This is a genomic window from Commensalibacter papalotli (ex Servin-Garciduenas et al. 2014), assembly GCF_000527695.1.
Lineage (GTDB): Bacteria > Pseudomonadota > Alphaproteobacteria > Acetobacterales > Acetobacteraceae > Commensalibacter > Commensalibacter papalotli.
In genome coordinates this window covers 1,492,519-1,517,041 of record NZ_ATSX01000001.1, presented here as the reverse complement: position 1 = coordinate 1,517,041, position 24,523 = coordinate 1,492,519, and the positions used below count along the sequence as shown (strand labels likewise).

At 35.0% G+C, this 24,523-nt stretch carries 27 protein-coding genes, 1 tRNA gene and 1 pseudogene; 9 read left to right on the top strand and 20 right to left on the bottom strand.

The features are described 5' to 3' along the window. Positions 1-43 precede the first annotated feature (43 nt). From COMX_RS06860 to COMX_RS06835, 6 genes are all read right to left on the bottom strand, one after another. Positions 44-913 carry a glycosyltransferase gene (locus tag COMX_RS06860; protein WP_034338468.1) on the bottom strand — a complete coding sequence of 290 codons (870 nt, stop codon included), beginning with the start codon at positions 911-913 and terminating at the stop codon, positions 44-46. 163 nt (positions 914-1,076) lie between these two features. Continuing rightward, the gene (proP, locus tag COMX_RS06855) at positions 1,077-2,579 is read right to left on the bottom strand and encodes a glycine betaine/L-proline transporter ProP (protein ID WP_034338465.1); all 1,503 of its coding nucleotides are present in this window, start codon (positions 2,577-2,579) and stop codon (positions 1,077-1,079) included. Between the two features lie 127 nt (positions 2,580-2,706). Continuing rightward, on the bottom strand, positions 2,707-3,030 hold the full coding sequence (locus COMX_RS06850) for a hypothetical protein (RefSeq protein WP_034338462.1): 324 nt from the start codon (positions 3,028-3,030) through the stop codon (positions 2,707-2,709). Positions 3,031-3,523: 493 nt separating this feature from the next. Then, positions 3,524-3,599: transfer RNA gene (locus COMX_RS06845), tRNA-Phe, on the bottom strand. A 52-nt stretch (positions 3,600-3,651) separates the two neighbouring features. After that, positions 3,652-3,864 (bottom strand): DNA gyrase inhibitor YacG, encoded by a 213-nt coding sequence (locus COMX_RS06840; protein ID WP_034338459.1) that lies wholly within the window; start codon positions 3,862-3,864, stop codon positions 3,652-3,654. After that, entirely contained in the window at positions 3,857-4,978 is a 1,122-nt protein-coding gene (locus COMX_RS06835) for a ribonuclease E/G (RefSeq protein ID WP_051461946.1), read from the bottom strand. Before COMX_RS06835 ends, COMX_RS06840 begins: the two co-directional genes overlap by 8 nt. Positions 4,979-5,802: 824 nt before the next feature. Between COMX_RS06835 and COMX_RS11030 the strand changes: the two genes are divergently transcribed. Beyond that, positions 5,803-9,459 carry a Hint domain-containing protein gene (locus COMX_RS11030; RefSeq protein WP_034338456.1) on the top strand — a complete coding sequence of 1,219 codons (3,657 nt, stop codon included), beginning with the start codon at positions 5,803-5,805 and terminating at the stop codon, positions 9,457-9,459. A 231-nt stretch (positions 9,460-9,690) separates the two neighbouring features. On the opposite strand, the gene COMX_RS10715 is transcribed toward COMX_RS11030, so the two are convergent. From COMX_RS10715 to COMX_RS11380, 3 genes and pseudogenes are all read right to left on the bottom strand, one after another. Beyond that, entirely contained in the window at positions 9,691-9,939 is a 249-nt protein-coding gene (locus COMX_RS10715; protein ID WP_152534174.1) for a hypothetical protein, read from the bottom strand. Continuing rightward, entirely contained in the window at positions 9,911-10,249 is a 339-nt protein-coding gene (locus tag COMX_RS11385; RefSeq protein ID WP_051461944.1) for a ShlB/FhaC/HecB family hemolysin secretion/activation protein, read from the bottom strand. The genes COMX_RS10715 and COMX_RS11385 overlap by 29 nt, the downstream gene beginning before the upstream one ends. 50 nt (positions 10,250-10,299) lie before the next feature. Next, a pseudogene (locus COMX_RS11380) lies at positions 10,300-10,539 on the bottom strand (ShlB/FhaC/HecB family hemolysin secretion/activation protein); the annotation flags it as partial. Between the two features lie 574 nt (positions 10,540-11,113). Here COMX_RS11380 and COMX_RS11220 point away from each other — a divergent pair. The 7 genes from COMX_RS11220 (at position 11,114) to COMX_RS11375 (ending at position 13,570) form a co-directional block, all read left to right on the top strand. Beyond that, entirely contained in the window at positions 11,114-11,332 is a 219-nt protein-coding gene (locus COMX_RS11220; RefSeq protein ID WP_200867612.1) for a hypothetical protein, read from the top strand. A gap of 20 nt (positions 11,333-11,352) precedes the next feature. Then, positions 11,353-11,517: a hypothetical protein gene (locus tag COMX_RS11215; RefSeq protein WP_200867611.1), complete on the top strand. Its 165-nt coding sequence runs from the start codon at positions 11,353-11,355 to the stop codon at positions 11,515-11,517. A gap of 120 nt (positions 11,518-11,637) precedes the next feature. Next, positions 11,638-11,775, top strand: coding sequence for a hypothetical protein (locus COMX_RS11105; protein ID WP_161631857.1), 138 nt, complete (start codon positions 11,638-11,640; stop codon positions 11,773-11,775). Further along, a complete protein-coding gene (locus tag COMX_RS06820; protein WP_034338453.1) occupies positions 11,744-11,929 on the top strand; it encodes a hypothetical protein in 186 nt (61 codons plus the stop codon). The genes COMX_RS11105 and COMX_RS06820 overlap by 32 nt, the downstream gene beginning before the upstream one ends. Before the next feature lie 907 nt (positions 11,930-12,836). Further along, on the top strand, positions 12,837-13,211 hold the full coding sequence (locus COMX_RS06815; protein WP_161631856.1) for a hemagglutinin repeat-containing protein: 375 nt from the start codon (positions 12,837-12,839) through the stop codon (positions 13,209-13,211). Then, a complete protein-coding gene (locus tag COMX_RS11100) occupies positions 13,208-13,354 on the top strand; it encodes a hypothetical protein (RefSeq protein ID WP_161631855.1) in 147 nt (48 codons plus the stop codon). The genes COMX_RS06815 and COMX_RS11100 overlap by 4 nt, the downstream gene beginning before the upstream one ends. Before the next feature lie 84 nt (positions 13,355-13,438). Continuing rightward, positions 13,439-13,570: a hypothetical protein gene (locus tag COMX_RS11375; RefSeq protein WP_255343277.1), complete on the top strand. Its 132-nt coding sequence runs from the start codon at positions 13,439-13,441 to the stop codon at positions 13,568-13,570. A 537-nt stretch (positions 13,571-14,107) separates the two neighbouring features. Here COMX_RS11375 and COMX_RS06810 read toward each other — a convergent pair. The 11 genes from COMX_RS06810 to COMX_RS06765 form a co-directional block, all read right to left on the bottom strand. Further along, positions 14,108-15,253 carry a glycosyltransferase family 61 protein gene (locus tag COMX_RS06810; RefSeq protein WP_034338448.1) on the bottom strand — a complete coding sequence of 382 codons (1,146 nt, stop codon included), beginning with the start codon at positions 15,251-15,253 and terminating at the stop codon, positions 14,108-14,110. A gap of 52 nt (positions 15,254-15,305) precedes the next feature. Continuing rightward, positions 15,306-15,914, bottom strand: a complete 609-nt coding sequence (locus tag COMX_RS06805; RefSeq protein ID WP_034339214.1) for a Maf family protein — start codon at positions 15,912-15,914, stop codon at positions 15,306-15,308. Between the two features lie 11 nt (positions 15,915-15,925). Beyond that, entirely contained in the window at positions 15,926-16,144 is a 219-nt protein-coding gene (gene infA / locus COMX_RS06800) for a translation initiation factor IF-1 (protein WP_034338445.1), read from the bottom strand. Positions 16,145-16,226: 82 nt separating this feature from the next. Beyond that, complete coding sequence (gene hisD, locus COMX_RS06795; RefSeq protein ID WP_034338442.1) at positions 16,227-17,525, bottom strand: histidinol dehydrogenase; 1,299 nt, start codon at positions 17,523-17,525, stop codon at positions 16,227-16,229. A gap of 17 nt (positions 17,526-17,542) precedes the next feature. Next, entirely contained in the window at positions 17,543-18,217 is a 675-nt protein-coding gene (hisG, locus tag COMX_RS06790) for an ATP phosphoribosyltransferase (RefSeq protein ID WP_034338440.1), read from the bottom strand. 132 nt (positions 18,218-18,349) lie between these two features. Next, positions 18,350-19,612, bottom strand: a complete 1,263-nt coding sequence (gene murA, locus COMX_RS06785) for a UDP-N-acetylglucosamine 1-carboxyvinyltransferase (protein WP_034338438.1) — start codon at positions 19,610-19,612, stop codon at positions 18,350-18,352. Between the two features lie 21 nt (positions 19,613-19,633). Next, entirely contained in the window at positions 19,634-20,188 is a 555-nt protein-coding gene (dcd, locus tag COMX_RS06780; protein WP_034338435.1) for a dCTP deaminase, read from the bottom strand. A gap of 91 nt (positions 20,189-20,279) precedes the next feature. Further along, positions 20,280-20,414, bottom strand: a complete 135-nt coding sequence (locus tag COMX_RS11370) for a hypothetical protein (protein ID WP_255343276.1) — start codon at positions 20,412-20,414, stop codon at positions 20,280-20,282. A gap of 15 nt (positions 20,415-20,429) precedes the next feature. Beyond that, complete coding sequence (glk, locus tag COMX_RS06775) at positions 20,430-21,443, bottom strand: glucokinase (protein ID WP_051461942.1); 1,014 nt, start codon at positions 21,441-21,443, stop codon at positions 20,430-20,432. A 61-nt stretch (positions 21,444-21,504) separates the two neighbouring features. Continuing rightward, positions 21,505-22,092, bottom strand: a complete 588-nt coding sequence (locus COMX_RS06770) for a hypothetical protein (protein ID WP_034338432.1) — start codon at positions 22,090-22,092, stop codon at positions 21,505-21,507. A gap of 60 nt (positions 22,093-22,152) precedes the next feature. Continuing rightward, entirely contained in the window at positions 22,153-23,076 is a 924-nt protein-coding gene (locus COMX_RS06765) for a hypothetical protein (RefSeq protein WP_034338430.1), read from the bottom strand. 290 nt (positions 23,077-23,366) lie between these two features. Between COMX_RS06765 and COMX_RS06760 the strand changes: the two genes are divergently transcribed. Then, positions 23,367-24,482, top strand: coding sequence for a capsular polysaccharide synthesis protein (locus COMX_RS06760; protein ID WP_051461941.1), 1,116 nt, complete (start codon positions 23,367-23,369; stop codon positions 24,480-24,482). Positions 24,483-24,523: the final 41 nt, after the last annotated feature.

Genomic DNA, 24,523 nt, shown 5'->3' with positions numbered 1-24,523 from the left:
GTTTTTATCAGTTCATATTTTATAAGTAAATTATTTAATTTTGTTATCTAAATAAGAGGCCATCTTTAATCCCTTTTAAAAAATATATAATAGACCGAATTTTTCTTCCTTTGAAAATACATAATATCAAAATATTTATTACTCTAAGAAAGATTGTTAATTTAGAAAAAGGGGAATATTGTTTTTTTCTTAAATAAATTAGGTTTCTTACAAGGTAATATAATTTTTTTTCTTTATAAATATTGGTATTAACATTGGTATCGTGGATAAAAACTAATTGTGGTAAAAGATGAATTTTATAATTTGATCGAGTTAAATAATAAGAAAAAAGAATATCATCGAAATAAATAAATAATTTTTCATCAATTTGATCTGAGTATTGTCTCAGTATGTTTTGGTGAACGATTGCTCCTACAAAAGAAAAAGTTTCTACCTCTTCTTGTTGTTTGAAATTAGGAAGGAATTTTCTAGGAAAAATATTATATAAGAAAGTTTGATATACACTATATGGAACTTTTTTATAAGGAATATTCATTTTGCATAGTTTGCCAGAAGGTAATAAAACTTTACTGCAAAATAATTGATAATTTTTTTTATTGAATGCTTCAAATTGATTTAATAGATTTAAAGTAGGATAGGCATCATCATCAAAGAAAAACACCCAGTCGGTTTGTAAGTTGCTAGTTATATACTGTGATCCATATTTAAATCCGCCAGCCCCCCCTGAATTTTGCTTTGTTGTTAAAATATGTAATCGAGGATCTGTTTGTGTAGTCAGCCACTGCATAGTCTCATCAGTAGACATATTGTTGACAACAACAATATGATCAAATGATAAAAGCAAAGTTGCTTCTAAACATTTTTTTAATTTTGTTAGTCGGTTGTAAGTAACAATTAATGCTACAGAGTTCATTGAATAAAACCAATAATATTTTTATGCTTATTGTTACGTTTTTTATCACTTTTGAATAATTCTATAAAAAAGACTGATGATGATAAAACAAGCTAAAATGAATACGTGTACTATTTTAGCTTGTTTTTCTATTTTGACTAGTAATTTTCAAAAGTAAAAATATTTAATCTAGTTTTGGATGTTGATCAATTAAGGTTTGACGTTTCTTTTCAAGCTCGGCGATCGTCTCGTCAAGTTGGTCAACTTTTTGTTCAATAGTATCAAAATGTGCGGTTAGAATTTCTTTAGCTTCTTCTTTATCTGAAGCAGTGGGGGTTGCGCCTCTTAATGGTTTATTCGCAGTTTCAGGCATCGTAAATGCAGTAAATATACCAATAAGTGATACTCCCATTAGGTAAAAAGCTGGCATATATGAATTGTTTGTAATGGTCACTAACCAAGCAACAAAAGCAGGTGTAAACCCAGCAATGATAATCGAAACATTAAAGGAAATTGCAAGGGCACTGTAACGTACATTTGTTGGGAAAAGAGCAGGGAGGATAGAGGCTGTAACACCTACAAAACAGTTTAATGATATTGTTAAGATTAATAATCCAACAAAAATTAATCCAATAACATTGCTTTGAATGAGGTGAAAAGCTGGATATGATAATAACAGTAATCCAATGCTTCCGGCGAAAATAAATGGTCTTCTGCCAATTTTATCACTCATCAGTCCAATAAAAGGTTGTACGAATAACATACCAACCATAATGGCAATAATAATTAATAATCCATGATCTTCAGAATATCCTAATCGCCCAGAAAGATAGTTTGGCATATAGGTTAATAGAACATAATAGGTAATGTTCATTGCCAATACTAAACCGATACAAGTTAAAAAGCTTTTTGAATATTTGGTGGCAACCTCTTTAAATGACAATTTTGGAGGTTGTTGTAATTCTTTTTTGTTATCGGTTTCCATGTTTTCAACATATTTTTGAAACGCAGGGGTTTCTTCTAATTGGTGTCTTAGATAGATACCAACAAAACCAAGAGGTAAGGCCAAGAAGAAAGGCACTCTCCAACCCCATTCAATAATATTCTCATTTCCAATAATACTTGAGATGATTACGACAATACCAGCCCCTAATACAAATCCAGCAATAGAGCCAAAATCAAGCCAACTTCCTAAAAAGCCACGTCTGCGATCTGGGGCATATTCAGCAACAAATATTGCAGCACCAGAATACTCACCACCCACTGAAAATCCTTGGGCTAACTTACATATCAATAGAAGAATAGGTGCCAATATTCCGATAGTCTGATAGCTGGGGATTAAGCCGATTGCGAAGGTACTGATCGACATGATAACGATGGTAATTGACAAGATCTTTTGTCGGCCATATTTATCACCTAAAATACCAAAGAAAATCCCTCCTATAGGTCTTACCAAGAAGGGAACCGCAAACGTTGCCAAAGAAGCAATAATTTGGATACTAGGGTCAGCTCCTGGGAAAAACACTTTACCCAACACAATTGCCAAGAAGCCGTAAACACCAAAATCAAACCATTCCATAGCATTGCCAAGAGCTGCTGCTGTGATGGCTTTTTTTAATTTATCATCATCAACAATAATAATATCGTTAATGTGCATGGGTTTATGTTTTTTCTTTAGAAGTTTCATATAAAATCCTTTAGATACTTTGTAGCTTTTAAATAATTATTTATTGTTGACTATTATATGGCTGTTACTGACTTATACAGACACAAATGGTTACTATATTTTGAAATATCTTGGTTTTTTTAATATTTTACCTCACTCGCCTTTTGTCAGTGACTAAGTCTTCTTTTTCAAGATGATATCCTGCTTGAGCCAGTGCTTTTAGAATTAAAAATCGTTTTGTCACGCGTTTACTTGCGGCAATTTGTGTTAACTGATTATCTAGATAAGTGGGGATCATCAGGCGTAACGAGGCATTTTTTTTATCAGAATGATATTCAGAATCGTCTGATAAAAAATCGCTCTTGGGTTGTAAAGATGCTTCAACCTTTTGTTGCAGTTTATAGTCGCCATTATCGACAGATGAAACACTTGAGGTATTCTCTGCTGATAGAAAATCCTTTTTATCAGTCATGTTTTTCAAATCACATTTAAAGATTATGTCATATTTTATTGTGAATAATGCACATTAATTATCAAGATATCCATATATACATGTACACATTATCATGTTTACTTATATACATGTATAATTAAGAAAATCAAATTTTAATTTCAACCATTGGTTTAATTATAACCATTAATATCTGATATAATGCAATATTTATTTTACATAAAATGGTTATTTAACTTTTAAAATATTCACGTAGCTATCTGTTTTTTCAGCAGTTTGTAATCTACCTTGTGAAATTATGTATATTTAACAGATCTGCATATTGACAATATTCTTTTAAAGAAAGTTTAAGCTGTTTTGTCAAAGCAATAAGTGTCAATATAATGTTCTTATTAAGACTTTATATATTTCAAAGATCAACAAATTGAGGATGTAATTATAATTAAATTGATTATTACTGCATAAGATAATCAGCTTAACAATATTAATATTTTTAAAAGGATTAATTTAGAAATGGTGCCCAAGGGCGGAATCGAACCACCGACACAGCGATTTTCAGTCGCTTGCTCTACCGACTGAGCTACTTGGGCATTCATAATTATTCACTGTTTCGGTTTCAGTGAATCACTGTATACAAAGCATTTACCCTACATCATGATTCTGATCAAGTGTTTCTTTTAAAGAATTTGCTAATTCTTCTGCTTCATCTTCATCGCGTGGTTCAGAGCTCAGACGATAATCTTCGGAAAACCAACGACTTAGGTCAATATCAGCACAACGCTTAGAACAGAAAGGTTTGTATTCTAAGGTTGTTTTTTTTTTACAAATTGGACATTTTTCTAAGGTTTTAGGCATACTGATACTCCCATTGACAAGTGGTAAAAGATGGGTTTGATTCGATGGACAAAGAAATTGTACACCGTTTTTCAAAATGATTAACGGCCCATTGGTCATTTTGCAATGCTTGATATAAGGGAATACTTAAGATCAACGTAATTTGCTGGTATTGATGGGGGGAGGCAAGGCTCTTAAATTTTCTCTCCAAGTTGCCCAGAATTTGTATCGCTTGTCCATGATCACATGAAAATACTTCATGTAGCGGTGGGCGTTTACGAGGGCGTGTGATCTCGGCCAAGCCTAAATTGGTAAACCCTAAGAATTTAGGATGCAAGGGATCATTTTGCAAAGCTTGCTCAAATTCTCTTTGAAATAAACGACGCTTTTTAATAGGAAGCCCAGCCAAATCGACAATAATAGCACCAGACAAGTTGCGTAGTTTCAGTTGATGCAATAATTGAGGCAATGCTAGTTGATTGGCATTAAATTGTGAACGTAATTTATTTTGATTATCATTGCTTTGTGTTGCAGTATCCATATCAATGGCAACCAACGCAGGGGTAGGGGTAATACTGGCTCTCATCCCCATGGGCAAGGCTACTTCATTAGTCTCCAAAGCGTAAATTTGTTCCATGATTTCTGGATCAATAGGCTCTTTGGCAAGGTGCACTCTTGATTTATAGGATGCAGGGATTAGGTTGGTGATGTTGAGTTCATCACTGATAATATCTGCATTATGCCATCTTTGCGCCAATTCTTCAAATAAAGAAGGACCAGCTTGTAATAACTCTGGTGTTTTATCTTTTGGTAAGGTTAAAGGTGGGATATTTCGTCCATCTAGACGTAATCCTTTCCCTCCTTGATGACTGCGAGTGACACGTACAATAATCCAGTTTCCCTCATGTAGCCCTTTGGCACCTGCATTCTCAGGTAAGAAACCAGAGAGATTTTTACCCAAAGTTATAAAAGCCCCACCCAAAGCAGTTAAACAGCTGTCAACACGGCCCATATAAATATCGCCAAATCCATCAGAGTGTCCAGGATACCACACGCCAAAATCAAGCAGGTTTTGCTCTTTTATAACAGCAATTCGAACAACACCAGACATGCAAATTAATTGTATTTTTGTCATATTTAATATTAAGATTTCATTTTATATTTATAAAAATATATTCAAGTATTTATTTGAGTAACGATATAATGCTTTATTATTTTATTACCCCAAACATTAAAACTCACTACATAATTAAATAACATGTTAGTGGATTTCTTTAATTCTATCATTAATATTTTCAGTATTATATATTCTTTTATGACATTAATTTAATAATGTGAAATCTAAGTTAATTATAATTTTTGCAAACACCTGTTAATATATAATTTTATATCCATTTTTGGAATATGCATTATATAGTGTGCATGAATATTATGACTATCATTCGAAACAATATATTTATAATAAGATTTCATTCACTGCTATATCTTGTTTTCAACTGAAGAAGTAATTTGATAATTTATAATGACAAACTCCGCAACTTATAAAAATCATAATAAATATTGATTATAATTTAATATTAAAACGCAAAAATTAGCCATGCGAAAATATGATTGAAAATCTTAAAAATTCTATAAATAGCAAAAGTATTCAAGAATATAAGAGCCAAGTTGTTAATACCCTTTGAAGTATTTCCTTAAAATGCACCAGATATTTGTCATTATGCTCAGTTAAGGCACCAATTATAATTAACAGATGAAGCTATCAATCGTTAGATTAAAAACAACATTGGTTACTAATAATGTTAAATAATTCAATAGGATAAATGGCTTGATTATGGGGAACTGGGTTTCATGTTTGTTGTCGTATAAAATAAATATTATTTGACAAGAATGAATTGCCTAACAAATTTTAATAATTTTATGTAATAATTTGATTAAAGAAATTTTTAAGGAAGTAAAATGGTTGATCTTGTCGTATCCTCTGGGCAAATTTTACAAAATAGTAATATAACCTCTCAAACAGTATCTATATCTGATGGGGGTAGTGCTTATTATAATACAGTTTTAAATCGAGGTGCTGTTATTATTAATGATGGATCGAGTGAGTTTCTCTATATTTCATCAGGTACTGTGACTGTTAATAATACAGGTGTAGCTAAAAATAATTATATTTATAGTAAAGGTTTGCTGAATATTAATAGTGGTGGGTTAGTTAATAATAACTATATCAGTGCTGGTGGAAATTTAACTGTCAATAGCAGTGGCTCTGCGAACAATAACTATATTTATAATTCAGGTAATTTAAATGTATACGGTGGTTCTATAAATAATACTCACATCAGTATGGGTGGAACTGTAAAAGTTTCCTCTGGTGCTTTGGCTGAGAATAATTTTATATATGGTTTTAGTGGTTATACAACCAATACTTCTGCTGACTTAATTATTTATAATGGAGGCTCTGCTGATCATAACTACATTAGTGGAGGAGGAAGCCTAAGTGTAACTAATGGTGGTTTTGCGAATAATAATTATATATATAGTTCTGGAACCCTTAATATTTACTCTGGAGGATCTGTCGGGGTAACCTCTGTTGGTGAGAATGGGTCAATCACTTTAAACAGTAATGCGAATTGGAGCACAGATAATTTTTCTTTGATTACATTAGATTCAAAAGCAAAATTTATTGTACAAAGTGGTGCTGTTTTACATGATATGGTTTTGTCTAATCAAGGATCATTTGTTATTGGTGCTGGAGGGGCAGCAAGTAATATTACGATTGATGGTGGGGTGTTATTCAATAATTCTGCCACGGTTTTTCAAAATATTACCTTTGGAAGTAAAGGTGGAACCTTAGGATTTGACGGTAATTATTCATTAACTCAAAACCTATTATCAGATTATAAATTTAATAGTAATGCAATATTAGAACTTACCAATGGAGCAACTTTAAGTGGCGCTATTTTATCCGCGGGGACGTTAAAGATTGGAACTGATGGTTCTTCATTTAAAAATATAATTAATGGTGGGTCTTTAATTATAAATTATAGCAGTTCTTGGAATAATGGTGGAAAGCCGAATTTATATGGTACGATTTTTGGCAGCAATGGTGGGACATTAATTCTGCAACAAGGAGTTTGGGATGGTGGAGAAATTTCACAACTCAATGGGTTGAACTCTAATGTACATCTTTTTTTAGTAAATGGAGAAGAAACTTATAAGGGTGGGGGGTTAAACAATACAAATATTACCTCACAATATGTTACAGCATCAGGAGGAAATACAAGTGTTTATAATACTTCAATCAATACTGGTGCTCATTTTGATCTATATTATGGTCGTGCCTCCAATGTTACTATTAATTCCGGTGGAAATTTTAACTTATATAATAGTGCATATGCGGATGACATTATTTTAAATAATGGTTCTATGAATGTCATCTATACTAAAGATAGAGAGAATGGTGCTTATATTAGCAATATTACAATTAACTCCGGTGCTGTATTAAATACAACGAGTGCTAATATTGAAAATATGATCTTTAATAATGGTATTGTCAATATAATTGCTGGTTATCTAAGATCAGCTCAAATAAACTCAACAAATACTTTTTATGCAAGTAATACGATTTTACGGCGTGTGGAAATTAATTCAAATGCAGTTCTTCATTTATTGAATATTAAAAATGCTCAACATAATGATAGTGAATTTATAACCATTAATAATGGGGGTACTTTAGACGTTATTAATGCGGATAATGCCATTAATCCTTTAATCATGAGTACTACAATTAATTCGGGCGGTATTTTTAATATTAGTAATTATAATTATAATGTTACTCCAATTGTTTATAATACATTTATTAGTAATGGCGGGGTCTTTAATGCCAATAATACATATATTTCAGACACAACCATTCTAAGTGGCGGGATATTAAATGTAAATAGTGGCTTAACTGTCAGCACAATTGTTAATTCTGGGGCTACTTTAAATATTTCTAATGATGGAAGTGCCTATATGACTTTTGTCAGCTCTGGTGCCAATATTAATGTTGTGTCAGGTGGGGTTATTGATCAAACGACCATTATAGAAAACGGTAATTTATCTATTGGCTATCATGGCGTATTATTGAATGCCACGATTAATTCAAATGCTAGTGTCGTTATTGGTGAAGGCGGTAAACTTTCTGGTGTTGTTACCTTAAAACAAGGTGGATATATTTATATTAACACATCTGCAGGGGGAATTATTGATTTATTAAATAGTGCAAGTATTCCTACAATGAGAAGTTATCAAGATCTCATTTCTACGAATGATATGGCAAGGATTGTTATTTCAGGAACAGGTAGTGCAACAACTGTTATATCTGGATTTACTGGTAATAATCCAGAAGATTCCAATACTATTGTTTTAGATGGTGTTACTCAAAATGATGTTACAGGGGTTACATACCCAGATAATGACCATGTTATATTTAACCTAAAAGATGGATCGACCGTTACGTTAAATGTTGCTGGTATTGGTAATTATGGGTATGAACTGGGCTCGGATGCCAATGGAAATGTCGTATTTGAGGTTTGTTTCCTTGCGGGCACGATGATTGAAACACCAGATGGGTTCTGTGCTGTGGAAAACATTACAATTGGTGATTTGGTAATGACTTATGATTATCGAACTAAAACTAAAAATCCACGTCCTGTCACTTGGGTTGGGCATAAGAAAAAGATTGTTGAGAAAAAATCTACTTATGATGAATCTGAATATCCTGTGCGAATTTTAAAAGGTGCCTTGGCTGAGAATATTCCTAACAAAGATTTATTATTAACCCCTGAGCATTGCTTATTTTTTGATGGAAAATTTATACCAGTAAGAATGCTGGTAAATGACAACTCGATTTTTTACGATACTTCTTTTACTCAATATGATTATTATCACATTGAGACTGAAAATCATTCAGTCATTATAGCTGATGGTGTATTAACAGAAAGTTATTTAGACACAGGTAATCGTCATATATTTAATCATGATCAGAATGTGATTGATACCTCTTTTAATCATCCTAAAAGTTGGGAGGATGATGCTGCTGCTTTGTTAACTGTTACTCGTGATGTGGTTGAACCTATTTATCAAAATATTTTTAATCGTATTTCAAAAGATCAGCTAAATACTAAAACAACTATAATGACAAAAGACCCTGATTTATATTTAATTACCGATAAAGGTAAAGTGATTACCCAAAAGACAAGTCAAATAAATAACAAATTAACGTTCACTCTTCCTGCTGATACACAAGGTGTATGGATCATGTCTAGAACCAGTAGACCTTGTGATGTAATTGGATCTTTTATTGATGATCGTCGTTATTTAGGGGTATTAGTCGGAGATATTACCTTGCAAAGAAATGGTAAAACATATGATATTACAACACACACAAAAACCGATTGTTTGTCAGGATGGGATGTTAAAGAAAACATTCCTTGTCGTTGGACAAATGGAAAAGCCTTCTTACCATTAAATATAAAAAAACATTGTAGTATACATACCAGACTTACCTTAACAATTGTATCAGATCACTCTTATATTATTGAAAGTGTAAATAATAACAGAAAAATAGCTTAATAATAAATATCAATTTATTATTAGATGAAATAGAATATTGCTATCTGCAAACGCTATAATAAAAGAGTTTGCAGATTTTTTACGATAATTAGTTTTTATAAACTGATAGTTATTCAGGAATATTGTTGGATTTTAGAAGATAATAAAATGTTGATTATAGAAGAGTGTATATAATTAATACATTATCTGCTCTCAGACTTACCCACAAAATTGTGGATAAGTTTGATAGTATTATAATCTGATGCCGACACTGAACATAGCAATCCATCTTTCTGGAGGAAGCCCTGCGGTTGTAAGGGTGTGGGTTGCGGAGGCATTCCAGAAGAGTGTTCCTGTGGTTTTTCTGATATCCAATCCAGCGCCAACAAGATTTCCGCCTTTTTCTGTTTTTGGCATATTGGCATAAGTAAACACACCTCTGGTCATCCCTACGTCAAATATACCGTATAGTTCAGTGCCTTGAATAAGGAAGGGCTTCACAGAAAAATTGGTAACCATCACATTTCATGGCTTGAGTAGGTAAAATCCACGCAAGATCATTGCGCATATAAATCCCTGCATTGCCTAACATGGTTTGTTTTAAATATCCACGAACCGTATAAGGACCACCGATTTGTAACTGTTCATTGGCATATTGATTTTTACTGGCATATTCCCCATGAATAGAAGTATGCCACATTAAACCTTGGATAATGGGCTTATACTCATCAATATCTAGGGTTGGTTTAACATATTGGGTATGCTGATTATTAGGCGCTGTAATCTCTCCCATCCATGTTTTGGTGCCCATTGCACCACCAAACCTACTTTCTTACCAAGACTGACATACCAAACTCCACTTTAAACGCGCATAGATTCACTAGCATTGAAATTCAAAGAGGAAAGAGTTGCACTTTGTGCATCAATACGAGAATAGTTAAGATAACTATTAAATGATTTCAACTCATACGTGGCTTGTAAAGTCGTGATCCCAATGGAGTTCCGTGCAACAACGCGCGAGGCACCAATATGGAAATTTTTTTGCGTAAAATCAAAGCGTGCTTTGCCTTGCCAATCATAATTTAAGTTGTAAACATCATCATAGCGATACCATCCCCCAAAGAATGTCTATGGACCTAGTGGAATAGATCCTTCGGCAGTAAAGAATGAGTTATGTCCATCGCTTGGACGTCCGTTTAAAGAATGATCATATTCGACCGACCACATATCAAGCAGTTCAAAAAAATCCTCAAGATCCTAAAAACAAAGATGATGCGAATGATTGAAGTAAGGAAAATATTGAACAAGGTGGTAAATTAACACCATCAGATAACTCTTCGCAAGTAGAACAAAAAAGCGATACTAAATAAAATTACGATAAGATAACGTATATAAACAAGGTCGTTTCTAGGATTACGCATGATGTAATTGTTGGTGGGTTTGGTGCGATTGCTGGTATTGTTGGTTTATATGCAACAGCTGGAGGAATAATCTCTTTAAAAGTAGCACCCAAAATAGACAAACCAAAAGATCAAAAATAGATACAAAATCGAAAGATAAGCAACTAAAACTAGGAGGACCAAATGTACCTACAAAATAAATTTATTATCTAATTAGGGTTATGTTCAGCATTAACGGCTTGTAGTCCAAGTGAATATTATGTGTCAATCAATATGTGATACGGACATGGACAGAGCCCAGCTATACCGACAGTATGGGCAACCCAAGAGCGTGGGATACCAAGGCAGAGCCCTATACGATGAAACATATTGATTATAAAGTCACCTTGGTTAGACCCAATGGAAAAAATAATCCTTTATTCAAATGTATGACTGATAATAATTTTAGTACGGGTTTTTGTATTGCCCCGAGCATCCTGATAATTATGAACTGATATTTCAAGGATCATGATCAATGAGTACAGATGCCAATTCTCCGTCTTACATTTTAGACCACATTACGACGGCGGTTTGGCATGATTACCCCAATATGATGGGACAACACAAAGTCTTCCTTTACAGTCAACCACACCCCGAAGTTGTCCGCATCGAACCCAATTCCCCTAAAAAAGGTTCCTAAATACCATTTCTACATAAAAACATTCTCCTAAGTTCTTGTGAGGGTATTTAACAGGTTGGTATATTAACAGGGGGCAATATTGTCATTGATACTGCTACAGGTGATCTGACAGGCTTAACCATGAAATCTCTTGCCAAAAAAAAAGAAGATGCAAAGGCTGCACTAAGTAAAACTACTCCAGCACAAACAGGGTTTAAAAATGAAAATCTATTAATTTATTATTGTATTGAGTTTTTGTTTAACACTTACCGCTTGTGATCCTGATGTATTTTACATTCCCATCGATAATAAATTAGATAGTGCAAAACCACTTTCTAAAACTGATGATACCATTCGTGTGATCGTGCCAGAAAAAATTACTCAATATGTTGCTAAAGCATGTGGTAATAAATCTGATTGGTTAAAAGGATGAAAATCCGCATATTATACTATTTTTGCAAAAGTTAAGAGAGATGATTTTTAACCGCTCAAGGATATAAATTGGTTGGTACTGGTGTTAATGGTGGTGCAGAAGCACATTCCAATATAATTATCATGGTGGATTCTGGTATATTAAAGACGTATGATAAAACCTATACATGGTAAGTGCCAACGCCGACTAATCCCAGCACTGGAGAACCCACTATCTGGGATACCAAAGGGGAAACCGTGACCATGAATCTCATCTATTATAAAATAAAAATCGTCAGACCTATTGGCAACAATAATCCCCTTTTTATCTGTAATAATTCTTTTTTAACAGCAAAATTATGTATTTATTCATAAGACAATCCATCTACTTATGAAACGGTCTTTGAGGGGTATTGCACGATGGACACGCATGCACGTGATCCAGCTTATATAGGACGTCATTTAGTATATTCGGTATTATATCAATACCCAACTTTACTTGGTAAAAAATGAGTGTTTCAGATTAGTCAAACCCATGCAGAAGCAACCAAAGTCACAGACGCCCCAAATGATAATCAATAACTATTTGAAACGGGAAGTAACTTTCCCGTTTTTTTATATCTAAAAATTACAAACGAAAAGTCAAAATATGATGATCCAACCGATCTGGATAAGTTAGGATCAAGTATAATCGCGATGGCATCGTTGGTGGCATGGGGCTTTGGCTAGCATATTAATGGGAAAGGATGCGTCTTTTCATTCGACGATCGGGGATGTCAGCCTTTTTGGTAACACATTAAATCATAGTGGGAATGTTGCGTTGTCGTCTGCGGTGAATGTTGGTCTGAACAGCGTTGCCAATAGTGGCTTTAGTAATATTAAAGGGCATAAATCAGGTTCCTTCAACTCTAGCTCATTTGAAAATAAAAGTGGTTATACCATTAAGGTTGGCTCTACCATTACCTCAAACAGGCTTAGGAGAGGCAGGAGTATTAGGTCAAGGTTCTTTAACAAATGTAAATAGTAATTTATTTGGAGTTTCAGTAACGGTTGGACATTCTTCCAGCAAATCTCATACAATCAAGGAAACCATGACAGATGTTGGATCAACGGTTCAGGCTGGGGAGAAAGTTAATATTACTGCTAAGAATGATATTAATGCAAAGGGCAGCAATATCAGTGGCAATGATGTCATCTTTAATGCTGGTTATAAAACAATATCCTCAAATAATAACTTTGGTGTGGGTGCCAGTGCGTCTATTGGGATAAAGGAACGCCACAGGCCAGCGTTACAGGCAGCTTGAGCCTTAATGGTGCGCAAATTACCAATAAAACAGCGGATGGCACGATCAGTGATGGATCTATAACGATTAATACGGGGAATTTGATTATACATCTCCCCAAAACACATCGAAATACGACAGCACAACGGTCAGTGGTGGATTAAGCACATGGGGGTAATTATACGAATGTACAACCTAATATTGGTTATAAAGGTATTCATAATGATTATTAATTCACTGGGGAAACTATGTCTGGACTACATGCGGACAAAGAGGGATTGGATGTGCATATATCCGGTACGACTACCTTAACGGGTGGAGGCAATATTGGCGCAGTAATAAAAATACCGCCACAATCTTGGAATGAACAGCCTGTATAAAAAATACATTCTTTCCAATATGAATGTTTTTACCAAAATCTGTATAAAAAAAGGGGGGGGGGAACAGACAAAATAAGGGTCAACGAGTTTCCCTGTTAATTGGCTGAAAAGATCAACTATTTCATCCTGCGTATGAAAATTATTATTGAGTGTCATCGTAAATCTTTGTGTGTTACAATGACATTGATGCAATAAGTTTAAGAGTTCAGGCTGTTCAGGCGATATAGAATGGCCTTCTTGGCAATATGCAATAAATTCATTTATATTCATCTGTAAATCTTTCTTTTATTATAAAAAGGTTTACATTATAAATATATTTTTGATGATAAAAGAAATATATCACATTAATTAATCTACAATATTTCAGGATAATGTAAGTATCATGGATTTGATTTAACGCTTGTTTTTTTCTGTTGCTAAAGCACGCACAAGATGATTTTTAGAAAATATACCGAAAATTCTATGAGTTATTTTCATCTTATACATTAAATATGTATAACTTATTGATATATTGAATAAAATTAATATTTTATGCTTTTATAAAAAATTAAAGGTCAAAGACATTTCTTTGAGTTTCTCAAAATCTATTGACCAAGGGGCATTAATATTTCCAGCATAGTCGGGATTTGTATGTGCTTCACTTTTTCCAGTTAATAAAATTATTTTTTCAACATAACCATATCTTAGAAAAAATTCACTGTAATGCACAAAAACCTCAGAAGCCAAAATCATAATTTTGCAATCTGGTGGGGAAAAAGCAATTCCAAACATATTTGTTCCAGATGTTCCAATAATATGACTGGCATTACTAAATAAAATAATTTGCTGTGATACACTTAAAGTTTCAGGATAAATAATAATATAATTATGTGCAGCAAAGAATTCTTCGATTTTATCTTCTTCTTGTAAGCGTCTTTTTTCTTGAGTTCTACGAGATATATATAATCGAGCTTTGTGATTATTTGCGGTTGGTCGTTTAAGTGTATTCCAACACAATGGAAGAGCTGGAGAGCAATATTCTTGGATTTGCAAGGATTTTGTTGCTACGTATAGATCTTCAACTAATAAAGGTTCTGCTAAAGTGTGTATTTCTTGATCATTAATATTATATAGATTTAAATACTCTTTGATATATTGGTTATTAAACGTTTGAAATATATGAATGTTATTTAAATTATAAAAATTCTTGAGATAAAATAATCCCCATAATCTCGTTAAGCTATCCAACATAAAATGCCCATAGAAGTTTGAGTGTTGATAGTCACAAAAGAATACTGGATGTTGAATGGTTTTATTGGGTGAAGCATTCTCTACGCCCCAACAGGTATTATTTATTTTTTTAAGAAAGTTGTGATAAGTCGTATCCCAATTTGAAGCGAAACTATCTATAAGAATTTTGTTTTGAGCAATGATAATACCACCTGGTAAAAGAATAGCATTTTTAATGTGGGTAATCGTCATAGATGGATAAGTAATTGATTTGGGAATTCCTGGAGATTGTGCAGGCATTCCAATTGGCCGTTGTATAGGAATTTGCTCACGCGTTCCATAAGCATAATGAAGATCAGGAAGCAAAGCTTCTCCTTGCATCATGATCTCGGCATATCCCTCTTTATTTAAAAGGTCTTCTTGCTCAATTTTAACGAACAAATCTTCTATTTTTGCGATGCTGTAATGCTGCATTGATAAACTACTTTAAATAGCACAAGATCCATTTATAATGTATGAGTAAACATCAAGGAATTAATCCATATCCACGAAATAATTGTGCGGTCTCGAATAAAGGTAAACCCACCACATTACTGTGGCTTCCATTAATTGCTTTGATAAAACTGGCAGCGATTCCCTGAGCAGCATACGAGCCTGCTTTGCTTTGCCATTCATTCGAATCTAAATAGGTTTGTAGTTGTTTTTCTGTTAAGCGTGAGAACTGCACGACGGTATATACAGAACGCGTTGAAACACGCCCTGTTTTGGTTTCTGATAAAACAACACTTGTATGCACTCTATGTCTACGCCCAGACAGTAAACGTAAATGCTTTTCTGCTACGTGACGATCAGTTGTTTTATTTAAAATACGACTTCCTGCTGCTGCAACAGTATCCGCAGCCAGTATGAAAGGCACAGATTCCTTAAGTTGCGTTTTAGCAGCCTCTAACTTGGCATGAGCCAAGCGCTCTACATATACACGAGGAAGTTCTTGTTTTAATGGGGTTTCATCAATATCAGTTGCTAGAACAGTACAAGGTGCAATATTAATTTGCTGTAATAACTCTATACGTCTAGGGGATGCCGAAGCCAATGCAACAGGCAGCTTACACAGCTGTTGAGCAGATGAAATCATACCCATATAACTTATTTAAAGCGGAAAGTAATACGACCTTTACTGAGGTCATAAGGGGTCATTTCAACGCTAACACGATCCCCAGCCAGAACACGAATACGATTTTTACGCATTTTACCACTGGTGTGTGCCAAAATAACATGCTCATTGTCTAACGTTACACGAAACATAGCATTCGGAAGCAGCTCAGTTACTGTTCCATTAAATTCGATCATATCTTCTTTAGACATTTGGTAATATTTTGCCTTATTTTTTGGTTAATTATTTAAAACTGCCACAACATAACGACTATTTCTTTAAAAAGTCTAGCTTTTATTTGCCTAAACTCTTTAAACGTTGCGAAATACTAAGCGCATGTGCTGTTAATCCCTCGGTATTGGCAATTGCAACCGCGGCTGGTCCAACATTTTGGATTCCCTTTTCATTGGATTTAAGAAATGTTGTGCGTTTCATAAAATCAAATATTGATAATCCAGAGGAAAAACGTGCAGCGCCACTGGTTGGCAGAACATGGTTCGGACCACCAACATAATCTCCTATGGCTTCCGGACACCATTTGCCAATAAAGATCGCACCCGCATGACGAACATCCTCAAATAGAGTATTAGTCTCTTCAACCATTAACTCTAAATGTTCAGGTGCAATTTGGTTAACGATAGTTGCAGCCTCATCCCAAGATTGTACAATAATAACAGCACCATGTTGATCCCAGCTGCTTTGCGCGATTTCTTTGCGTGCCAGAATATCAAGCTGTTCATTCACGGCTTGAATAACTTGGTCTGCAAAATCTTGATTATTAGTAATAAAAATAGACTGAGCCATTTTGTCGTGTTCTGATTGTGCCAATAAATCCAGGGCGATATGCGTAGGATTATTATTCTTGTCAGCAACCACAACGACTTCAGATGGGCCTGCAACACTGTCAATGCCAACCAATCCATAAACCTGACGCTTGGCTTCGGCAACATAAGCATTGCCAGGGCCTACAATATAATCTACTGGCGCAATTGTTTGTGTGCCATAGGCCAGAGCTGCGACAGCTTGTGCGCCACCAATACGGTATATTTCGGTAATGCCAGCTTTATGTGCTGCTGCTAACACCAATGGATTAAGTTGCCCATCAGGGGTAGGTACGCACATTGCCAATCTTTTTACGCCCGCAACTTTGGCAGGAATAGCATTCATCAATACAGATGATGGATAAGCGGCTGTTCCACCTGGAACATAAAGTCCTGCAGAATCCATGGGAAGCCAACGATAACCCAGCTCAAAACCACTTTCATCTTCGTAATGCAAATTAGAAGGTAATTGCTTTTCATGAAAAGATTTAATTCTTTTCGCTGCTATATCTAACGCATCCATAAGCTCGACTGGGATTTGTTTACATGCAGCTTGAATTTCCTCATCGGTAATGCGCAATTTTTGAGGCGTTATATCAAGGCGATCAAAGCGTTTTGTATAATCACAAAGTGCTGTATCCCCATTTTTTCTTATATTCTCTAAAATCTCAGTGACAGGTTGTTTAACCGCGGAAGTATCCATAGCTCTGGTTGCCAATAAGCGGTTGAAAATCGTTTGGAAATCAGATTGTGTCGTTAATAAAACTTGCATGAAATACCTCAAGAAAATTAGGCAGCAGATTGAGGGGATAAAATTTGGCGGAAACGTTCAGTCAGAGCGTTAATACGTACAGATTGTGTTTTTAAGGCCGTACGGTTAATAATTAACCGACTGGAAACATCAACAATTGTTTCCACTTCTTGTAATCCATTAGCTTTTAATGTAGAGCCCGTATCCACTAAATCAATAATTAAATGAGAAAGTTTTAAAACAGGTGCCAGTTCCATTGCACCATGTAAATTGACGATGTCAGCTTGAACGCCTTTTTTGGCAAAGAAGCGACGAGTAAGATTAGGATATTTGGTAGCAACACGGATTTGAGACCAACGTGCAGGATCACCCAAATTTTTGTCTTTGGTATTGGCCAGTTGGGCTACAGAAAGGCGGCAATGTCCAATATTTAAATCCAGTGGAGCATAAATATCAGGATAATCAAATTCCATCAAAACGTCAGAGCCACAAACACCAAGCGAGGCTGTGCCAAATGCAACGAATGTTGCAACGTCAAAAGATCTAACACGAATAATATCCAGCTCTGGATCATTGGTTTTAAAGCGCAGCAAACGGCTGTCTGCATCAAAAAATGCAGGTTCTGGAATAATGTTTGCCTTTTCAAGCAAAGGAATACAGGCCTTCAGGATTCTTCCTTTTGGAAGAGCCAAGATTAAAGAATTATTGTTCATGTCAGTTATAGATATTCCAGCAATCAAAAATAATAAAAAACTGATTATATTTAATAAATAGTTTATTAAATATAATCAGAATATGGATGCAAAACAATATAATCTTGTTTTTATTTATAATTGATTAAGAAATTAACTTTTAATACGCTCAATACTTGCTCCACAAGCGGCCAGTTTTTTCTCTACTGCTTCATAACCACGATCTAAATGATATACGCGGTTAAGGCTGGTTTCTCCAGCTGCGGCAAGCCCTGCCAAGATCAAAGAGAATGATGCGCGAAGATCTGTTGCCATAACAGGTGCACCTGATAAAGAATGAACACCGCGAATAATCGCAGAGGAACCATGAACATTAATTCTTGCACCCATACGGTTTAATTCTGGCACATGCATAAAACGATTTTCAAAAATGGTTTCTGTAATCATGCTGGCACCTTCTGAAATTGAAAGAAGCGCCATGAATTGTGCTTGCATATCTGTTGGAAAACCAGGATAGGCCTCTGTCATAATATCAATACCACGCAAGCTGCCTGTGCGGCGAACACGAATGGCGTTTTCCTCTTGAAAAACTTCTACGCCACACTCTTCTAACGCATGCATTACAGAGCCAAGATATTCAGTTTTGGCCCCAATAAGGCGTAATTCACCACCAGTAATCCCAGCAGCACAAGCATAAGTTCCACATTCAATACGGTCAAAAAGAATGGAGTGCTCTGCACCATGTAAAGCATCTACACCATCGATAATCAGGTGGCTGGTGCCTCTACCTTGGATTTTAGCACCCATAGCTATTAAACAATCAACCAGATCACAGATTTCAGGTTCACGTGCAGCATTTAATAACTCAGTTCGGCCTTTGGCAAGGGTGGCCGCCATAACTGTATTTTCAGTTGCACCAACAGATACAAAAGGAAAAACAAAACGGGTGCCTGTTAAGCCTTTGGGGGCAGTGGCGTTAATATATCCGCCATCAATCTCAATTTCTGCGCCTAATGCGGTTAAAGCATCTAGGTGAAGATTGACAGGACGGGTTCCAATTGCACATCCACCTGGTAAAGAAACTTTGGCTTTACCACAGCGTGCTAATAATGGTCCCAACACCAAAACAGAAGCACGCATCTTAGATACGATATTATAAGGGGCTTCAGTATTGGTAATATCCCCTTTGAAAGAATAATGATGAGGATCTTTGTCATCAATGGTGATATCAAGTCCATGCTGATGAATTAAATCACACATGGTTTTAATATCTACAATTTGAGGCATATTTTTTAAAGAAAGCGTTTCAGAGGTTAATAATGCACATGGCATAATCGCCAAAGCAGCATTTTTAGCACCACCAATAACGATATCACCATGCAGGGGTTTTCCCCCACGAATTAAAAATCGATCCATAATGTTCAGCTTTTCAGTCTATTATAAACGTGGAGTGGAAACGCCCATTTGGCGCATATATTTTCCTTTTTTATCAGCATAGCTGATATCACAAGGTGCACTGCCTTGGAAAAAAAGGAATTGACAAATCCCTTCATTGGCATAAATTTTAGCAGGAAGCGGGGTCGTATTACTGATCTCAATTGTAACTTGACCCTCCCATTCCGGCTCTAGTGGTGTGACATTAACAATAATGCCACATCTTGCATAAGTGGATTTTCCCAAGCAAACGACTAGGATATCTCGAGGAACACGAAAATACTCAATCGTATGTGCCAAAGCAAAACTGTTTGGCGGAATGATGCAAACATCTGTTTTGCGCGTTACAAAGCTATTGGGTGTAAAGTTTTTGGGATCAACGATTGCATTATCAATATCTGTAAAGATTTTGAACTCATCTGCAACGCGTGCATCATATCCATAAGAGGATACACCATAAGAAATTATGCCTTCACGATGTTGTTTGTCAGCAAAAGGTTCAATCATTTTATGATCTTTTGCCATTTTAGTAATCCAACTGTCAGGCATAATTGGCATTTAGGATATTCCTCTTGATTTTTTGTGCAATAGATAAGTTTTTTCAATAAACGACCTTGCATATTTCAACAAGTAATTTTTAAAAAAGAATTTAAGATTGTTGTTCTTTTTTATTGCGTTGTTGTTCCTTGCGTTTCCTGAGATTTTCGCGTAACGCCGCGGCTTCTTTTTCGCGGCGTTTAATTTTTGCTTCTTTCTCTGTTTGTGCGTTTTTATTGTCGTTCATGAGATCTAGCTATATTTATTTTGTATGTTTGACAGCATAAGCTGCAGCAGCACCCAGTAAACCAGGTTGAGGATAGGTTAAAAGTTCAACATGGACTTGAGCTAACATTCTCTCAAAACGTCCTTTATCAACAAAACGCTCACCAAACCCTGACTGAGGAAGATAATCAGCAATTAATTGACCGATACCACCACTGATGACAACGCGATTTGAAAGCTGCATTAGCGCAGCATCAGCACAGAAAGTTCCAAAATTTAAACAGAATCGTTCTAAAGCAGCAGATGCAAGATGATCTGTTCCTTTTAGGGCTGCATCCCAAAGATTACTGTCACTATGATGACTAACAGGTAAACCTGCACTGGCAGCAAGAGCGTCGTAAATATTGCCAAGGCCAGGGCCAGAAATAATACGTTCAGCAGAAACTCGGCGGTAATGTTGTTTGAGGTAGCGTAAAATGCTCATATCAATATTATCACAAGGAGCATATGTAATATGCCCTCCTTCGCTAGGGATAACGTGATAAGTATCATCAACAAACATCAAAGATGCAACGCCTAATCCTGTGCCTGGTCCAACAAGTGAAGTGACCCCTGTTGGGGCTTCTTTGCGTTTTGGCCCACAAATATGTTTTAGATAGTCATTACCACAATGTGCAGCAGCATGCGCGACGGCTTCGAAATCATTAATTAAAATAAGTTTGTCTAAATGTAATTGATCAGCTAATAAAGCTGGGCGAATAATCCATGGGCTATTAGAGAATTTTAAAATATCACCACGAATAGGACAAGCGATTGCCATAGAAGCTGCTTTTGGTAAAGGGCGCCCTAATTTTTGCCCAAAAGCATCCCATGCCAGTTGTAAGGTTGCATAATCTGCGGTTTTAAGAATATTTTCATTGTCGATAGATAATACTTTGCCATTTTCTACTTTTGCAATTGCAAAGCGTGCATTTGTTCCACCAATGTCTGCAACTATAATTTCTTGAGTTTTATTTGTGGAAGTAGCCTGAGTATTTTTTTGGTCGGTCATGATGAATATCCTGTATAAAATAGATTTTAAATATAAATCGTAAAGCTTTAGTTAGAAATATTTACCTTGAGTATTTAGTCGGTTCAGGCAATGTCAGGCGAAGATCGGGATGCATTGATAACATATCGTGCATTGCCTGATAGACCTGCTTTAAAGATAAAGATTGAGAATAAGAAGATGGGGTAATTAATCTTGCTTTACGAGAGGTAACCAAATCATTTAAGAAACTTTGACGATCTGGCCCATAAATAATAGCCCTGTAATAACAATTTTTTTCTGTTTTATTATGTAAAGTTAGGTTTAACCCTAATTTATCGGTTTTGTCCTTGATATAAAAAATAATTCCAGTATCAGGCCAAACAGGTGTAATTGCGTCAATTATAATTCTATTTGGAAGGAATGAAATATATAAAACTGGAACCGCATTATCCATCCGCGTATTCCACCACATCAATGTTGGGGGATTGCTTTGTGGATTATAGCGCCACTCTCCATATTGAGGATATGAAAGTGGATTAGATTTGGTCATTTGTGTATCAGAAGATGGCTGCGGCATAATCGCACCAGCAGAGGAAGTAACTGAAAAAGTTACTAAACTGGCAGTTAACAGGCCGACCATGTTGCAACGGTTGATAAAGGAGTGAATCATAAATTACCTCTTACTGGTTTAATCATATCGATTATGCTGTTATAATACAACAGATGAAAATTAATTATTTGTCATCGCTTTGGCTTTTTCAAAATCTGCTTTTGTATTTTCTTTAATCTTTTCGATTTCCCCTTTGGGGCTCATGATACATTTTCTCCAGATTTTATCCTTGTCATGTTGGTCAGAATCACCGCTGCCCCAACACCAACCTTTATTTTTCATTTGTTTTAATAAATCATTACGTTTCATGCAGATATTTGTTCTTGCTTTTTCCTGCCCAGGGTTAGTCATAGTTAAACATTGTTGCACGTAATATTTGGTTTCTTGATAAAGTGGAAAAATCTCGGGGGACATGCCATCTAAAGGCACAAAATTATCATCTTTAATTTCATTGATTGCTAATGGCTTTGGTGCGATCAGATTGTTTTGACGGATAAGTCTGGTAAAATCATCCATAGTAGAGCGTAACCCATCGGTGCTGACTGGAATAGTACTCAAGGTTGAAAGGCTAATAGTCATAGGAGACTCGCTTTCAAGAGCGGAAACAAGTTTATCAATATTTTGTGTATAAACAGCAGTTGAGAATTGAACCCATCCTTTGTGGTCACTGATTTTGTTTAATGCTACAGAGACGTTTTTGATGTTCCAGGTAATAAAGGGTAGCTTAAAAGCTCTATTTTCTTTTTTCTTGGCAACAACATCAATAGTAATCATATTATCTGAGGGCGTAATAAATAGTTTAATAGAGCTATTAGGTTGTTGCCATAATATACTGGCATAAGGTTGCCCTGCTATAATGCTCCAGTTTCCATAAGTGTTAATATGTTGAACATTATAACTGTGATCTGCATGTAACAGTGCTGGCACTGGAAAAGGTAAAGAGGACGTCGTTGTTACAGGTTGTTGTGCCACACACAAATGAGAAGTGAGCAAACTCATGCTAATCAAAGCAGGTGCAGCCCAAAGAAAAGATTTTTTTCGCATTTTATACCTTATTTCGTCAAAACACTGTATAATACGAAAAGATAACAAGAAAGCAAAGTGGTTTTCTTTATTACTAGGTTCTTTAACTGATTATACTATGATAAGACTGTATTAAATTTATTCTTAATTCTAAATAACTTCAAAAAAGCTTTGATTATTATATGTGTTTTGTTTTATAAATTTTCTCAATTGATAGTTGATTGTTTTTATTTGTTAAAAATTAGAAATATAAGACTATAAAAAAAATTAAAAAATTAAAATATTAAATTATTGGATTAAGGTTGGATTTGATGGTAGATAACGATGATTTGCAGAGCTTAGTCAAAGATTGCCCTGTCGCAAATGGATTATTTAATCAACATGGCTGTCATGATGTAATGACAGCTTTTAATATTGCAAATCATCTTCATATGCATAGTTTTTTTAAAGAAGCAGCAGCATTTTATCAAGAGGCAATTCAATATCGTAATCTAGATCCGCAAGGACATCCAAGAGTAGAAATTTTACTACAAGTGAAATTATTATGTTTAATAAAAGCGGATATAGAGCCTTCTGATGAAGATTTAAACTATTTAAAAGAGCTCTCTGAACCGTTATTTGAATATATTACTACTGTAAAACAATATCGATTAGGTAATTTTCCTGTCGTAGAGGCATTGAAAAAGATTGGTTGTACGTATGAGGATTTTCATACGGGTGAAGAAATTGATACAATTTATTTAAACTTGATTTATGATGGATTAATACAAGGTAATTTCCCTAGTAGAGTACGTAAAGTAGAAATCCCTAGAAAAATATTTTTCTACTGGGATCAAAATATGCCGGGTGATGTGCGAGAAAATATTGAATATCACCAGAGAAATTTTCAAAAATACTTTGTTGAAGTATTTGATAAAGAAAAAGCTGTGGAGTGGTTATACAAATATTATGGAAAAGAAGCGCGTACTATTTTCTTAAATGCACGTCATCCTGCAGAGGCTGCTGATATTTTGCGAGTGCATATTATTGATTTATGTGGGGGTTTTTGGGTTGATGCGGATCTTAAAATCGTTTCAGAAGATATTTTAGAGAAATATATTCCTAGAAATTACGATAATGTATTGTTGCTAACTGATGGTTATTTTATTCATAACGACTTTTTTGGTGCAACAGCTAATAATATGATTTTAAAAGATTGTTTGTTGTCAATTTATCGTAACTGTTATGAATATGGAGGGCTTTTCATCTCCTACAAAACAGGCCCTGGTGTGTTTATGCGTGCGGTTAACCGTACATATTTTCGTTGTTTGGAAGGTGCCAGTAAAGATTTCCCTTCTTTAAAATTAATGGATAAAAAAATGTTTGATAAGGTAACAGAACAATACCCCGTAGGATATAAGCAAGGTGGTACTTGGAGTGCTGTATAAAAGATTACTATCAAATATATTTTTATATTAGATTGCTATAT